Annotated in this window: 7 protein-coding genes; 6 read left to right on the top strand and 1 reads right to left on the bottom strand. The window is 73.8% G+C overall.

What is annotated here, in order from left to right:
- Positions 1 to 5544 (top strand): SDR family NAD(P)-dependent oxidoreductase (locus ACFXPL_RS36000; RefSeq protein ID WP_384927386.1); only part of this gene is annotated, 5544 nt, incomplete at its 5' end.
- Positions 5545 to 5692: 148 nt separating this feature from the next.
- Here the strand turns inward: ACFXPL_RS36000 and ACFXPL_RS35995 are convergent.
- On the bottom strand, positions 5693 to 6742 hold the full coding sequence (locus ACFXPL_RS35995) for a methyltransferase (RefSeq protein WP_384927385.1): 1050 nt from the start codon (positions 6740 to 6742) through the stop codon (positions 5693 to 5695).
- A 242-nt stretch (positions 6743 to 6984) separates the two neighbouring features.
- On the opposite strand from ACFXPL_RS35995, the gene dpgA reads away from it, so the two are divergent.
- From dpgA to ACFXPL_RS35970, 5 genes are all read left to right on the top strand, one after another.
- On the top strand, positions 6985 to 8106 hold the full coding sequence (dpgA, locus tag ACFXPL_RS35990) for a 3,5-dihydroxyphenylacetyl-CoA synthase DpgA (protein WP_384927384.1): 1122 nt from the start codon (positions 6985 to 6987) through the stop codon (positions 8104 to 8106).
- A gap of 20 nt (positions 8107 to 8126) precedes the next feature.
- On the top strand, positions 8127 to 8870 hold the full coding sequence (gene dpgB, locus ACFXPL_RS35985) for an enoyl-CoA-hydratase DpgB (RefSeq protein WP_384927383.1): 744 nt from the start codon (positions 8127 to 8129) through the stop codon (positions 8868 to 8870).
- Positions 8871 to 8998: 128 nt separating this feature from the next.
- Positions 8999 to 10291, top strand: a complete 1293-nt coding sequence (gene dpgC / locus ACFXPL_RS35980) for a (3,5-dihydroxyphenyl)acetyl-CoA 1,2-dioxygenase DpgC (RefSeq protein WP_384927387.1) — start codon at positions 8999 to 9001, stop codon at positions 10289 to 10291.
- Positions 10288 to 11589 (top strand): PLP-dependent aminotransferase family protein, encoded by a 1302-nt coding sequence (locus ACFXPL_RS35975; protein ID WP_384927382.1) that lies wholly within the window; start codon positions 10288 to 10290, stop codon positions 11587 to 11589. Before dpgC ends, ACFXPL_RS35975 begins: the two co-directional genes overlap by 4 nt.
- A gap of 91 nt (positions 11590 to 11680) precedes the next feature.
- Positions 11681 to 12829 carry a glycine amidinotransferase gene (locus ACFXPL_RS35970; protein WP_384927381.1) on the top strand — a complete coding sequence of 383 codons (1149 nt, stop codon included), beginning with the start codon at positions 11681 to 11683 and terminating at the stop codon, positions 12827 to 12829.
- The last annotated feature ends 97 nt before the right edge of the window (positions 12830 to 12926 follow it).

Here is a 12926-nt window from a genome sequence, read left to right as displayed (position 1 = left end):
TATGCGGCGGGGAACACGTTTTTGGACGCGTTGGCGGCGTATCGGCGCTCGCGTGGTCTGCCGGGGGTCTCTGTCGCGTGGGGGTTGTGGGCCGAGCGCAGCGGGATGACGGGGCACCTCGGTGACACCGACCTCGCCCGCATGAACCGCATGGGAGCCGGCGCACTGTCCACCCGCGACGGCCTGGACCTCTTCGACCGCGCCATCGTGTCCCCCGAGAGCCTGGTGCTCGCCGCCCGCCTCGACACCCGGGCTCCGGGCGCGGACGACGCACCCGCGCACCCCATGCTGCGCACCCTCGTCCGCCGCCCCGCCGCGCCGCGCCGCCGCAGGCTCACCGCGCCCGGCACCGGCACCGGCACGGCGGACAGGTCCACGGCACTGCGGCGGTCGCTGCTCGGACAGCGGCCCGCGGAGCGTCGTGCCACGGCGCTGGACCTGGTACGCGCCCAGGTGTCCACCGTGCTCGGGCACACGGACGCCGACGCGGACGCCGTGGCGCCGGACCGCGCGTTCAAGGACCTCGGACTGGACTCGCTGACCGCCGTCGACCTGCGGAACCGGCTCGGCGCGGCCACCGGACTGCGGCTGCCGGCCACGCTCGCCTTCGACCACCCCGACTGCACCGCGCTCGCCGGGCACCTCCTCACCGAGATCCTCGGTGAGGAACAGACCGCCGTCGCTCCGGCGCCGCAGGAGCCAGGCAGCTCCGCCGCCTCCGCCGCCGACGACCCGATCGCCATCATCGGCATGGCCTGCCGCTACCCCGGCGGCGTCACCACCCCCGAGGACCTGTGGGACCTCGTCGCCTCCGGTGGTGACGCCATCGGCGGACTGCCCACCGACCGGGGCTGGGACCTCGACGCGCTGTACGACCCCGACCCGGACACACCCGGCCGGATGTACGTACGGGAGGGCGGGTTCCTGCACGACGCGGCGCGGTTCGACGCGGAGTTCTTCGGCATCTCACCGGTCGAGGCGCTGGCGACCGATCCCCAGCAGCGGCTCCTGCTGGAGACGAGCTGGGAGGCGGTCGAGCGGGCCGGGATCGTCCCGGCGGCGCTGCGGGGCAGCCGTACCGGGGTGTTCGTCGGCTCGCACTACCAGGAGTACGGGCCCCGCCTGCACGAGGCCGGTCACGGTACCGAGGGCCACCTGCTCACCGGCACCGCCGGCAGCGTCGTGTCGGGACGGGTCTCGTACGTCATGGGCCTCGAAGGCCCGGCCGTCACCGTGGACACGGCCTGTTCGTCGTCGCTGGTGGCGCTGCACATGGCGGTACGGGCGCTGCGCGAAGGCGAGTGCGACCTCGCCCTGGCCGGCGGCGTCGCCGTGATGCCGGGACCCGGCGCCCTCGTGGGCTTCAGCCGGCAGCGCGGTCTGGCCCCTGACGGACGCTGCAAGCCGTTCGCCGCCGGGGCGGACGGTACCTCGCTGGCCGAGGGCGCGGGCGTGCTGCTGGTGGAGCGGCTGTCGGACGCCCGCCGCAACGGACACCGGGTCCTCGCCCTGGTGCGCGGCACCGCGACGAACCAGGACGGCGCCTCCAACGGTCTCTCCGCGCCCAACGGCCCCGCCCAGCAACGCGTCATCCGCGCCGCCCTCGCGGACGCCCGGCTGACGGCCGCCGACATCGACGTCGTGGAGGCGCACGGCACCGGCACCCGGCTCGGTGACCCGATCGAAGCGCAGGCCGTGCTCGCCACGTACGGGGCACGGCGCGGCGACGGGGCCGACGCGCGGCCCGTACGGCTCGGCTCGGTGAAGTCCAACATCGGCCACACCCAGGCAGCCGCAGGGGTGGCCGGCATCATCAAGACGGTGCACGCGATGCGACACGGCGTACTGCCCCGCTCGCTGCACCTCGACGAGCCCTCGGACCACGTCGACTGGTCGAGCGGCGGCGTCGGGCTGCTGCGGGACTCCGTGGACTGGCCCGCGACGGAGCGGCCCAGGCGGGCCGGTGTGTCCTCCTTCGGCATCAGCGGCACCAATGCCCACGTCATTGTCGAGGAAGCTCCTGAAGAGGCTCCCGAGGAGATTCGGGACGGGCTCCCGGTCCCGGTGTCCGGCGTCCGTGGCACCGACGCCCCGGCCGGGACCGTCGCCTGGGTCGTCTCGGGGCGCTCCCCGGCCGCGCTGCGCGAGCAGGCCCGCCGGCTCCTCGCCCACCTGCGGCGGCTGCCGGACGACGACGTGCCCGCCCCGCGTGACCTGGCCGTCGCGCTCGCGACCCGGCGGTCGGTGTTCGAACGCAGGGCCGTCGTCGTCGGCGAAGAGCGCGCGGACCTCGTGGCGGGGCTGGACGCGCTGGCCGCCGGCCGGCCCGCGCCGCGCCTCGTGGTCGGCGGCGCGCCGGCCGGGCGTACGGCATTCCTGTTCACCGGGCAGGGCAGCCAGCGCGCGGGCATGGCGGCCGAGCTGTACCGGACGTACCCCGTCTTCGCCGACGCCTTCGACGCCGTCTGCGCCCGCTTCGACGCTCTGCTGCCCGACGAACCGTCACTCCGGGATGTCGTGTTCGACACCGGCGAGGACGCCGGGAGCACCCTCTCCGGGACCCTGCACGCCCAGTGCGCCCTGTTCGCCGTGGAGATCGCTCTGTACCGGCTCGTCACGTCCTGGGGCGTACGGCCCGACGTGGTCGCCGGCCACTCCGTCGGGGAGATCGCCGCCGCGCACGTCGCCGGAGTGCTCACGCTCGCCGACGCGTGCGCGCTCGTCGCCGCCCGCGGCCGGCTCATGCGGAGCCTGCCGGAGGGCGGCGCGATGGTCGCCGTGCGGCTGTCGGAGGCCGACGTCGCGCCACTGCTGGAGGGCCGCGCGCACGACATCGGCGTGGCCGCCGTCAACGGGCCCGACTCCGTGGTGCTGTCCGGCGCCGCGGACGCCGTCGCCGAGATCGTCGCCCGCCTGGAGGAGCGCGGTGCGCGGACCCGGCGGCTGACGGTGTCGCACGCCTTCCACTCGCCGCTCATGGAGCCCGTGCTGGCCCCGCTGCGCGACGAACTGGCCACCCTCACCTGCGCCGTGCCCGAGATCCCGGTCATGTCCCACCTGACGGGCGAACTCCTGCCCGGGGACCGGCCGGTGGAGCCGGAGCACTGGGTGCGACACGTGCGCGAGCCGGTCCGCTTCGCCGACGGGGTGGCCGCGCTCGCCGCCCAGGGCGTGACCACCTTCCTGGAGATCGGCCCGGACGCCGTGCTGTCCACCCTGGGCCAGGACAGCGCACCCGAGGCCGGGTTCGTCCCCGCGCTGCTCGCGGAGGGCGGCGAGGCCGCGGCCCTGACCCAGGCGCTGGCCCAGTTGTTCGCGCGCGGCATCGACATCGACTGGCCGGCGGCCCTGGGCGTCCCCGACAACGCACCGCACACCGTGGACCTGCCCACGTACGCGTTCCAGCGCGCCGACTACTGGCTGCCCTCGGACGACAGGGCCCCGAGCCGGACAGCCGCCGGCTCTCTTCTCCGGGACGCCGCGGACGGAGCCGACGACGACGCACTCGCCGCCGAACTCTCCCTCGGGGACGCGGAGTCGACAGCGGCCCTGCTGCCGCTGCTGGCCGCCTACCGGCGCCGCCGCGACGAGGACCGCCTCGTCGACGGCTGGCGCTACCGCACCGCCTGGGCGCCGGTCGCCGTGCCGTCCGCGGCGCCGGCCGGCGACTGGCTCGTCGCCGTCCCCGCGGATCTCGTCACCGACCCCTGGGTCACCGGCCTCGTCGCGGCGCTGTCCGCCGCGGGCACGAGGCCCGTCACCGTACCGGTCACCGGCACCGGCACCGGCACCGACGCCCTGGCCGGACGGCTCGGCGCCGCGGTGAGCGGCGTCGGCGCCGTCTCCGGTGTGCTGTCCCTGCTGGCCCTCGCGACCGGACGCCACCCCGCACACGACGCGGTGCCTCGGAGCGTCGCCCTCACCCTGGAGCTCCTGCGCGCCCTGGACGAGACCGGCCTCCGAGTCCCCGTCTGGCACGCCACCCGGTCCGCCGCCGCCGTCGGCGGTGGAGAACGCGTCGTCCACCCGGAGCAGTTCGGGGTGCGGGCGCTGGGGCGCGTCGCCGTTCTGGAGGCCCACGAGCACTGGACGGGCACCGTCGACCTGCCCGAGCGGATCGACGGCTGGATCGGCGGCCGGCTCGCCGCCGTCCTGGACCAGGGCACGGGCGCCCCCGTCGACGACCACACCGCCGGGACCGTCGCCGGCGAGAGCGAGCTCGCCGTCCGCGGCTCCGGTGTCTTCGCCCGCCGAGTCGCCCACGCCCCCGCCCCGGCTCCCGCGCCCGGCCCCTCCGGCCCCGGGACACCGGCCCACCCGGCGCGCCCGGCCGATCCCGTCGGCGGACCCGGGGCCGTGACCGGCACCTCCACCGGAACCGCCACCCCGTGGCCCCCCACCGGCACGGTCCTCATCACCGGTGGTACCGGAGCCCTCGGCCGGCAGGTCGCCCTGCGACTGGCCCGCGACGGGGCCGAACACCTCCTGCTCGTCTCACGGCGCGGTCCCGCCGCCGAAGGAGCCGACGCGCTGCGCGCCGGACTCACCGCCCTCGGCACCCGTACCGATCTCGTCGCCTGCGACGTCGGCGACCGGGCCGCCGTGGCCGCCCTGCTGGAGGGCGTCCCCGCGGAGCGCCCGCTGACCGCGGTCGTGCACACCGCTGGAACACCCGACGACGGCGCGCTCGCCCAGCAGACCGTCGCCGGGTTCCAGGAGGTGCTGAGGGCCGAGGCCGAGTCGGCCCGGCACCTGCACGACCTCACCCGGGAGCGGACCGACCTGACCTCCTTCGTGCTCTTCTCGTCCTTCGCCGCCACCGCCGGTGCCGTCGGCCGGACCCACCAGGCGGTCGCCGGCGCCCTCCTGGCCGCCCTCGCCGAGGAGCGGCGCGCCGAGGGACTGCCCGTGACCTGCGTCGCGTGGGGACCGTGGGCCGAGACGCCCGCCGAGGACGGCCCCGTCGGACACGGCGGCCTGATCCCGATGCGTCCGGACCTCGCCCTGCGGGCGCTGGAGCGTGCCGTCTCCGGCGAAGACACCCGGATCGCCGTCCTCCACGCCGACGGAGAACTCTTCGCCGACCACCTCGCGGCCACCCCCGGCGCCCGTCCGCTGGCGCGGCTGTTCGACGGCGTGCCCGAGATGCGGAGGGCGGCCTCCGGAATCCGCGCGTACCAGGACGCCGGGCACGTCCAAGACAGCGAGAACCCCGAGGAGTTCGGGCGCCGCCTCACGGCCCTGCCCGCAACCGAGCGGGGCGCGGAACTGCTGCGGCTCGTCCGCGTCCACGCCGCCCTGGTGCTCGGACACGACACCGGCGACGCCGTGGCCCCGGAACGCAGCTTCGTGGAGATGGGCTTCGACTCACTCACCGCGACCCGGATGCGCAACCGGCTCGGCGCCGTCACCGGTCTCCAGATCAGCGCCGCCACCGTCTTCGCCCACCCCACCCCGGACACCCTGGCCGACCACCTGCTCCGGCTCTACGCCGCTCCCCACGCCCGCAGGCGCCCCCGCCTGCGTCCCCGCGGCCGGGGCTGACCCGGCCCGTGTACCCGGCCCGTGCGTCCGGTCCGGGAAACCGGCCCGGGTACACGGGTGTTCACACCGAGGCGCGCGGCCCCGCCGGTGACGGGACCGCGCGCCGCGGTGTGAACAGGGCCCGGCAGGCCCCGTGCGAGGGCTCGCGTCAGGGTTTGACGCCCACACTGAGCCCGTGCTCGTAGGGCAGCCCGGAGACGGTCGCGACCTCCCCGAACCCGGCCTCGCGCAGCCACCGTTCGTAGTCGCGGGCCGGATAGGCCATGCCCCGGCCGCTGGCCAGCACATTGAAGTACAGCCCGAGCCGGGCGCCGAACACCCCCTCGGTCTCGTCGTCCGAGACGTTGTAGCCGTACACCATGACCCTTCCGCCAGCCGGCAGCGCGGCGTACGCCTTGCTCAGCAGGAGCAGGATCGAGTCCTCGTCGAAGATCTCCAGCACATGGCTGAACAGCACCGCGTCCGGCCCCGCGGGGAACCGGTCGGTGAAGATGTCGCCCGGCATCAGGCTCACCCGGTCGGGGTACGTGCCGGCCTCCGCGCCGGACGCGAGCTTCGACACGCTCGGCATGTCGAACACCGTCGACCTGAGAAGCGGGTTACGTGCCACCAGTCGCGCCGAGGTACTGCCGTCGCCACCGCCCACGTCCAGGACGTGCCGCACGCCGTCGAAGACCGGTTGCTCGATCAGCGCGTCCACCGAGCGGAGCGTGAAGGCGGTCATCGCCCGGTGGAAGACCTCCTCCAGCGGCGGGTTGTGCGCCAGCCGCCCGTACAGGGTCGGCTCATCACCGGGATGAGCGGCCAGGGCGGTGTTGGTGCCCGCCCGCAGAGCCGTCGTCATGTGCGAGAACGCCGGGTAGTAGACCTCCTTCCAGCCGGTCAGGATGTGGCTCCAGCTGTTCGGCTCGTCGTCCGCCGCCAGCAACTCCTCGGCGACGCGGGAGTTGTGGTAGACGCCGTCCCGGCGTTCGAGCAGCCCCGTTGTGCAGACCGCCTGGAGCAGCACGCGCAACTGGTGCGCGGGCAGACCGCAGAACGCCTGGATCTCCTCCGCACGTGCGCCGGATTCCTCGGACAGGAAAGCGAAGATTCTCAGTTCGGTGGCGGTGGTGACGGCATGGAAAAGTGCCGGGGCATTGACGAGGAAATGGAATCGTTCGAGGACCGGGTCGCCTTCTTGGGCGCCGTTCTTCATGATTCTCCCGGAAAGGAAAGGCGTCGGGCACCGCGGTGCGGTGATCCCGAAACGCTAGACCGGAGAGGGCGGGGCGGCATCGACGATCCCCGCCGTTACGGGTGTCCGGCGGCCGTTCGCCGGACGGTTCCGTAACTGCGGCTAGCACGGGTGCGGCACACGGCATTCTCCTGGAACATCGCCTCCAGGCCGAGACGGATTTCGGCGGCGGCGACCCGGTCACGTGTCATACGGAGGAAGACGTGCGCGTAACCCAGCAACCGGTGGACCCGGCGCCCGGGAACCTGCCGGAGTGGCCGGGCTCCGGCGCGCCGGGCATTCTCGGTGTCGGCACCGCCGTGCCTCCCGCCTCCTACACACAGCGGGAAGTCCTGGACACCTTCGGCATCACCGACCCGCGGATCCGCTCCGTCTTCCTCGGCGGCGCCATCGAGCGCCGCAATCTCACCCTGCCACCGATGGGCCCCGACGGGACGCCCGTCGTCGAGGCCCAGGGCGACCTGCTGCGCAAACACACCGAGAGCGGGCTGCGGTTGGGCCGTGAGGCCGTCGAGCGCTGTCTGCGGGACAGCGGTGCGTCGCTCGCCGACGTCGGATACCTGTGCTGCGTCACCTCCACCGGACTGCTCACCCCCGGTCTCTCCGCGCTGCTCATCAGGGACCTCGGCATCGAACGGTCCTGCCAGCGCCTGGACGTCGTCGGCATGGGCTGCAACGCCGGGCTCAACGCTCTCAACGCCGTCTCCGGCTGGGCCGGCGCTCACCCCGGCGAACTCGCGCTGATGGTCTGTGTCGAGGTCTGTTCCGCCGCCTACGTCTTCGACGGCACCATGCGCTCCTCGGTGGTCAACAGCCTGTTCGGCGACGGTGCGGCGGCCGTCGCGGTCCGCACCCCCGGGCGCCCCGCCGAGGAGCCGCCGCCTGCTCCGGCGCTGCTGAGGTTCACCAGCCACATCATCCCCGAAGCCGTCGGCGCGATGCGGTACGACTGGGACGAGGCGCACGGAAAGTTCAGCTTCTATCTCGACTCCGAGGTGCCCTACGTCGTGGGCGCCAACGCCGAGACCGCTGTGGCGCGTCTGCTGGCGGGCACCGGGCTGCGCGGCGGCGACATCGCGCACTGGGTCGTGCACTCCGGCGGCAAGAAGGTCATCGACTCGATACGGGTGAACCTCGAACTGTCCCGGCACGACGTGCGGCACACCACAGGGGTCCTGCGCGACCACGGCAACCTCTCCAGCGGTTCGTTCCTGTTCTCCTACGAGCGGCTGCGCGACGAGAAGGCCGCCGTACCCGGGGACCTCGGGGTGCTCATGACGATGGGGCCGGGATCCACCATCGAGACGGCCCTGGTGGGCTGGTGACGAAAGGAGCCCCTGCCGGTATGAAGACCGAACGCGACCTGACCGGGCTGCCCGGCGGCCTGGGCGTCCTCGCCCGGCTGGACGGCGGCAGCCCCCTGCCCGAGCTGACCGCGGCGGTGAACGCGGTGTGCGAGGAGGCCGAGGAACCGGGCGAACGGACGCTCGTCGTCCTCCGGTTCACGCCCTCGCCGCCCCCTGCCGCCCGCGAATGGCCGGGTGACGTGTCCATCCAGGAGGTCAACCGCTGGGAGCGCGCCGTCCGCCGTCTCGAACGGCTGGACAACGTCAACATCGCGGTCGCCGAGGGGACCTGCGGTGGTCCCGTCCTGGACCTGCTGCTCGCCTCGGACTTCCGGATCGGCACCCCCGACCTGCGGCTGATGCTGCCCATCAACGACGGGCACTTCTGGCCCGGCATGTCCCTCTACCGGCTCGTCCAGCACATCGGTCTGGCCCGTGCCCGGCGCATCGTGCTGTGGGACTCCGCCATCTCGCTCGCCGACGCCACCGAACTCGGCATCATCGACCAGGTCAGCGACGACCTGTCCGAGGCCATCCACACCGCGGCCGTGCTGCGCGGCCGGCTCTCCGACCGGGAGACCCGGATCCGCCGCCGTCTGCTGGAGGAGGCCGCGTCCGCCGAGTACCACGACGCCCTCGGCGCCCATCTCGCGGCCTGCGACCGCGAGTTGCGCCGTCTGCGCGACAACGGTCCCGGCACCCCGACCGGGCGCGCGGCGGACCGTACGGAGGTGGCCGGGTGAGTGCCCACGCGCCCGCCTGCGCTTCCGTCGGCGGCCCTGCGGACTCCGGGTCCGCCGGTGCTCCCGCCGGCGGTCCCGCGGACTCCGGGTCCGACCCGGCCGGCCGGCTCGAAGAGGACGCCCGCCACCTGGCCGAGTACGTCGCCGGGGCCGAGCGGGAGCTCGCCGCGCTGCCGCCGCCCGGCCCCGACCGCACTCCCGACGACCGGGACCGTGCCGCCGCGGTCCACACGAGCGCCCGACAGGTCCGGCGTGCCTTCCTCGCTCGGCACGCCGGGACCGTGTACGGGCTGCTCACCGATGGACTGAGCCGCCCCGTGCGCCTCCCGGACCTGGTGTACGAGGCCGCCGACCGGATTCCCGGCCTGGTGCCGACCCGCGCGCAGATGGCGGCCGAGCGCCGGCTCATCCAGGCGGAGAAGGAGGGCCGGGAGATCGACCAGGCGCTGTTCTGCGGCGCGGTGCTGCGCTCGCCGACCGCCGGCCGGCACCTCGTGGAGACGATGCTCGGGCCCACCCCGAGGGCGTTGGCGCTCCTGGACGGCTTCCGCGCCGAGGGCCGCACCGAGCTGGACACCGTCCTCGTCGAACGCCGCGGCGTAGCCGCCCACGTCGAGTTCCGGAACACCCACCGGCTCAACGCCGAGGACGACCGGCTGATCGCCGACCTCGACACCGCCGTCGACCTCGTCCTGCTCGACGACACGGTCAGGGTCGGCGTCCTGCGCGGCGGCGTCGTCGACCACCCCGCGTACCGAGGACGGCGCGTCTTCAGCGCCGGAGTCAACCTGACCGACCTGCGCGACGGGCGGATCTCCTTCGTCGAGTTCCTGCTCGGCCGCGAACTCGGCTACGTCAACAAGATGCTCCGCGGGCTGCTCACCGACCCGCGGCCCGGCGCCTGGAGCGAGCGGAGCGTCACCAAGCCGTGGATCGGCGCCGTCGACACCTTCGCCATCGGTGGCGGCATGCAACTGCTGCTCGTCCTCGACCATGTCGTCGCCGAGGAGCACTCGTACGTCAGCCTGCCCGCCGCCGAGGAGGGCATCGTGCCAGGGCTCGGCAACCTCCGGCTCACCCGGCTGACGGGCGCCCGTCTCGCCCGTCAGGTGGTGCTCGGCGGACGCAGGATCGCCGCCACCGACCCCGACGCCCAGTTGCTCTGCGACGAGATCGTGCCCGCCGACGGCATGGACGACGCGGTCGAACGCGCCGTGGCGGCACTGTCCGCGCCCGCCGTCGCCGCGAACCGGCGCATGCTCACCGTCGCCGAGGAACCCCTCGACCTGTTCCGCGACTACCTCGCCGAGTTCGCCGTCGCCCAGGCGGAACGCGCCTACGCTCCCGACGTCCTGGACAAGGTGGAGCGGCGCTGGCAGGAACGGGAACGACGGCGCGCCGAGGGACGGAGCCGACGGTGACCGGCGCCCCCGACCTGTACGCCGGCGACCTGCACGGATCGCTCCAGGACCCGGTTCTGGGCGCCATCGGCTTCCTCAACGAGGTGATGGGCCGCCACCCGGACGCCATCTCCTTCGCGCCGGGCGCCCCCCACCCCGAGTTCGTCCAGGGCCTGGACACCCGCGCCCTGACCGACCGCTTCCTGGCCCACCTCGTCACCGACCGCGGCCTCGACCCGGCTCGCGCCGAACGCGTGCTCTACGAGTACGGACCCGCCCAGGGCCTGATCAACGACCTCGTGGCCCAGGCGCTCAGCGCCGACCAGGGCATCCACGCCGCACCCCGCGAGATCGTCATCACGGTGGGCGCGCAGGAGGCCATGCTGCTGACCCTGCGGGCGCTGTTCCGGGGCGGCGGGGACGTACTGGCCGTGGCCGACCCCTGTTTCGTGGGGATCGTCGGCGCCGCGCGACTGCTCGACATCCCCGTGACCGACGTCCGGGAGGGGCCCGACGGACTCGACGTGGACCACCTCGCCGTCCGCTGCCGGGAGGCCCGCGCGGCCGGCCGCCGTGTCCGCGCCTGCTACGTCGCTCCCGACTTCTCCAACCCGGGCGGCGCCCGGATGCCCCTCGCCCTACGCCATCGCCTGCTCGACCTGGCGGCCCGCGAGGACCTGCTGCTCATCGAGGACAACGCCTACGGTTTCACCGCCCCCGAGGGCGACACGCTGCCCGGCCTGAAGGCGCTGGACACCGGGCGCCGCGTCGTCCACCTCGGCACCTTCGCCAAGGTCGGCTTCCCCGGCGCCCGGGTCGGCTACGCCGTCGCCGACCAGCGGGTGCGGCACACCGACGGCGAACGGACGCTCGCCGAGGAACTCGCCGACCTCAAGACCATGGTCACCGTCAACACCTCACCGCTGTCCCAGGCCGTCGTCGGCGGACTGCTCCTGGAGCACGGGCGCTCGCTGGCCGCCCTCGCCCGGCGCAAGGCCGAGCGCTACCGGCGCAACCTCGCCTGCCTGACCGGCGCCCTGGAGCGACACGTGCCCGACGGCATGCCGCCGGGCGTCGTCCGGCACCGGCCGGCCGGTGGCTTCTTCGTCCGCGTCGACCTGCCGGTACCCGCCGACCTGGCACTCCTGGAGGTGTCGGCCGCCGAGTACGGCGTGCTGTGGACGCCGATGCGCCAGTTCTCCCTCACCGACCGCGGCGACCGGCAGATCCGGCTGTCGTGCAGCTACCTGGAGCCCGACCGGATCGAGACCGGCGTCCGGCGGCTCGCGACCTTCCTCAGGAAGGAGACCCGGAGATGAGGAGCGGCCCCGGCACACGGGCCGTCACCGGCACGGAGACCGGCGCCGGCCCGGCGCCCGCACCCCACCGTCCCACGGAAGGCCCCCGCCGATGCGCCTGAACAGCTACGACGACTTCACCCCGCTGAAGGAGGTCGTTCTCGGCTCCGCGGACGGCTACCGCGACCGGGTGCGCGACATGTCGTTCGACATGTTCATCAGCGACAACATCTCCGGCGCCCGCGGCTACTACCCCTCCCTCTCCACCTGGCGGGACGGCGAGGAACGCCGGGCACGCAACTCCCCGCGGCGCCTGGAGATGAAGGAGCGGTTCCTCGGCGAACTGATCGAGGACGTGGAGGGCATCGCCGCCCGTCTCACCGCGCTCGGCGTCACCGTGCACCGCCCCAGGCTGCCCGGATCCGACCTGACCAGGATCGCCACCCCCGCCTTCGAGGCCGCCGTCACACCGCCGCTCAACCTCCGCGACAACACCCTGATCCTCGGCGACGAGATCATCGAGACCCCGCCGATGCTGCGCGACCGCTACTTCGAGACCCAGTTCCTCAAGCCGGTCTTCCTCGACTACTTCCGCGCGGGCGCCCGCTGGACGACCATGCCGCGCCCGATGATGACCGACCACTCCTTCGACCCGGACAACATCCCCAACGCGGCCCCGAACATCGAGGTCCCCCTACAACCGCGGGACTCGCCCTACGACGTCGGCCCTGAGCCCATGATCGACGGCGCCAACTGTCTGCGCCTGGGCCGCGACCTGATCGTCAACATCTCCAACGCCAACCACGCTCTCGCCTGCGACTGGCTCGAACGCCACCTCGACGGAAGGTTTCGCGTGCACCGCATGGCGAAGCTGACCCAGAGCCACATCGACTCCGTGGTCGTCCCGCTGCGCCCCGGAACCCTGCTGCTGCGCGACCCCGGCGTCGTCGACTACCTGCCCGAGGCACTGCGCGGCTGGGACACCGTCGTCCCGCCCCCGCCCGGCATCGACGACTACCCCCAGTACGAGAACGGCGACCCGATCCCGGCCAGCCCCTACATCGACCTGAACGTACTGTCCGTCGACGAGGACACCGTCATGGTCAACGACGCCTGCAAGACCCTCATCGCCACCCTGGAGAAGCACGGCTTCACCGTCGTCCCGGTCCGGCACCGGCACCGGCGCCTGTTCGGCGGCGGCTTCCACTGCTTCACCCTGGACACGGTGCGCACCGGTGGCGCCGAGGACTACCTGGCCTGACCGTCCCGGACCGCCCCGGGGGGGGCGCCCCCCCCCCGCGGGGGCCCCCCCCCCCGCGCCCCACCCGGGAATAAAAAAAAAACGACCCCCACCCCCC

Source organism: Streptomyces sp. NPDC059092, from assembly GCF_042756365.1.
GTDB lineage: Bacteria > Actinomycetota > Actinomycetes > Streptomycetales > Streptomycetaceae > Streptomyces.
Note: the sequence above shows the minus strand (reverse complement) of the source record. Positions and strands in the feature narration are given on the sequence as shown.

Bases quoted from the DNA above. Each gene is read 5' to 3' on its own strand.
- ACFXPL_RS35970 (WP_384927381.1), top strand. From the start codon at position 11,681: ATGCGCCTGAACAGCTACGACGACTTCACCCCGCTGAAGGAGGTCGTT.
- ACFXPL_RS35995 (WP_384927385.1), bottom strand. From the start codon at position 6,742: ATGAAGAACGGCGCCCAAGAAGGCGACCCGGTCCTCGAACGATTCCAT.
- dpgB (WP_384927383.1), top strand. From the start codon at position 8,127: ATGAAGACCGAACGCGACCTGACCGGGCTGCCCGGCGGCCTGGGCGTC.